This is a genomic window from Candidatus Symbiopectobacterium sp. NZEC135, assembly GCF_025962695.1.
In genome coordinates this window covers 1-2107 of the sequence record NZ_JAGFPF010000249.1, presented here as the reverse complement: position 1 = coordinate 2107, position 2107 = coordinate 1, and the positions used below count along the sequence as shown (strand labels likewise).

At 52.8% G+C, this 2107-nt stretch carries 3 protein-coding genes; 1 reads left to right on the top strand and 2 read right to left on the bottom strand.

The window, feature by feature from the left end:
* Nucleotides 1–371 precede the first annotated feature (371 nt).
* Both J5224_RS25500 and J5224_RS25495 read right to left on the bottom strand, forming a co-directional pair.
* Entirely contained in the window at nucleotides 372–806 is a 435-nt protein-coding gene (locus tag J5224_RS25500; RefSeq protein WP_264627998.1) for a carboxymuconolactone decarboxylase family protein, read from the bottom strand.
* 27 nt (nucleotides 807–833) lie between these two features.
* The gene (locus J5224_RS25495; protein WP_264627997.1) at nucleotides 834–1268 is read right to left on the bottom strand and encodes a GNAT family N-acetyltransferase; all 435 of its coding nucleotides are present in this window, start codon (nucleotides 1266–1268) and stop codon (nucleotides 834–836) included.
* Between the two features lie 101 nt (nucleotides 1269–1369).
* Here J5224_RS25495 and J5224_RS25490 point away from each other — a divergent pair.
* Nucleotides 1370–2107: PLP-dependent aminotransferase family protein (locus J5224_RS25490; RefSeq protein WP_264627996.1), on the top strand; the 738-nt coding region annotated here is incomplete at its 3' end.

The window sequence follows — 2107 nt, the reverse complement described above, 5'->3', positions numbered from 1 at the left end:
ATAGCTGCAAATGACCTGATTGATCACCAGCGACAGCCATGCCATCTCGCGATAGAGCACAATGACATTGTTCGCTTGTTGATTATTCTCGATATCTGCTTGTTGAAGCATGCCAAATCCTTAAGAAGAGGTGCATCAAGCTTAGATCAGCTTTTGAGCAGAGGCGTATGCAACAAAATCATTATAGCACGTCATTCAACCCGGTTATTTTATCAACAACGCCAGTCGATGAATTTATCAAACAGCGAGGCGTACATCGTGTACCGGCAGTTAAAAGCGATCAGGAGCGCTGGCGTGGACTGCAATCGATATGCAGAATACTCATATATTCTTTTTCCCATTCCGGCGCTTCCCTGAACCCGACGTAAGGATTACTGACGCATGCCGATCGCCAGACGGTTGAATGCACTCATCAGCGCAATGGCAAAGGTCAGATCGGAAATTTCAGCTTCGCTGAAACAGGCCTTCAGAGGAGCATAATCCTCGTCAGGTGCATGTGTTTTATCTACGTGCGTCAGAGACTCCGTCCACGCGAGGGCGGTACGTTCACGTTTGCTAAATAATTCGCTGACGCGCCATCCTGCCAGGCTATCCAGTCGCGCGGCGCTTTCACCGTCAGCGCGCAAGGCTTTGGCGTGCATCTCCAAGCAAAATGCGCAGCCGTTAATCTGAGAGATCCGCAGCCAGACTAACTCAATCAGCGCTTTCCCAAGACTGCTCTTACTCAGTGCCTTTTTGGTCTCAGCAAACCCGTTATAGGCTTCCGGGGAAAGGGTGTAATACGGTAAACGTTGTGGGGTGTTCATCAGGTTATCTCCGGTTATAAAAAAACGTCATGCCAAGGACTGGCGAAAGTGCATGCCTGCCGCCAGCAAGCCTTGTCGATAGTAGAAACGTTGGCCCAGCGCATTACCTAAAGCGGTATCAAGCACCAGGTGAGTACAATTCTGACAGCGCGCCTCTTCGCGCAGAGCATCGATTAATTTCGCGCCCAGACCGTGGCTGCGGGCGCGAGGTGCCGTCACAAGATCATCAACATACAGAAAACGCCCGTACAGTAGATTTTCCGAGTGCCGGTAGCCGGTCAGAGCCAGTAGCGCTTGATCCTGCCAGATGCCCAGCAAGCAATAACCCTGTTCAGCCTGACGGTAAACACGGGCTATAAAATTCTCTGCATCGGTCAGGTGTGGTCGCAACTCCCGCATTAATAGGTACGCGGCATGGAGCGCCAGTTCGCCTTCAACCTTGTGTACTTCAAATGTCGCCATTCGTTCCTCCTGTCTACTGGCGGCAATATATCGCCGCAATGACCTATGCTACAGTGACAAGAATTACCTAAACTACCAGGACATATAACGTGGAAGCACTGATGCCAACATCCAGTTGGCAGCCGGACACGCCGCTCTATTTGCAGCTTTATCAGCGATATCGCGATGCCATCACTGCCGGTCGGTTGCGCCCGGGGGAACGCGTCCCCTCAATACGCAATCTCGCCAGTGAGCTTCATGTAGCACGGGGAACGGTGGAAATGGCTTATCAGATGCTGGTCAGCGAAGGCTATCTTGTGACGAAGGGAGCGGCAGGTACCCGGGTCTCGCCTCAACTGGCGACACTGCCGAACGCCGGAAATCCGTTACAACAACGCCGAACCTCAGCAGCGCAGCCGTATCAGACGCGCCTGGTGAGGAATATTTTACCGTTTCAGCCAGGTGTACCGGCACTGGACGCGTTCCCACGGAAAATATGGTCTCGTCTGTCGGGACAAACACTGCGCATGATTGAGTCATCGATGATGAATCAGCCCGATCCGGCCGGATATGCGCCGCTTCGGGAAGCTATCGCCACCTATCTGGGTATTTCTCGTGGTATCGCCTGCACGCAGGAGCAGGTGTTTATTACCATCGGCTATCAGGGAGCGCTTGAGCTGCTGTGTCGCACCGTTTTACGGACAGGCGACCGTGGTTGGTATGAAAATCCCGGCTATTTTCCCGGCAGAGACTTTCTGGAGCAAATGGGGATGGAGTTAACACCCGTTCCGGTAGATAAAGAGGGGCTACAGGTTGCCACCGGAGAGCAGTTGGCACCGAATGCACGATTTGCCGTCGTT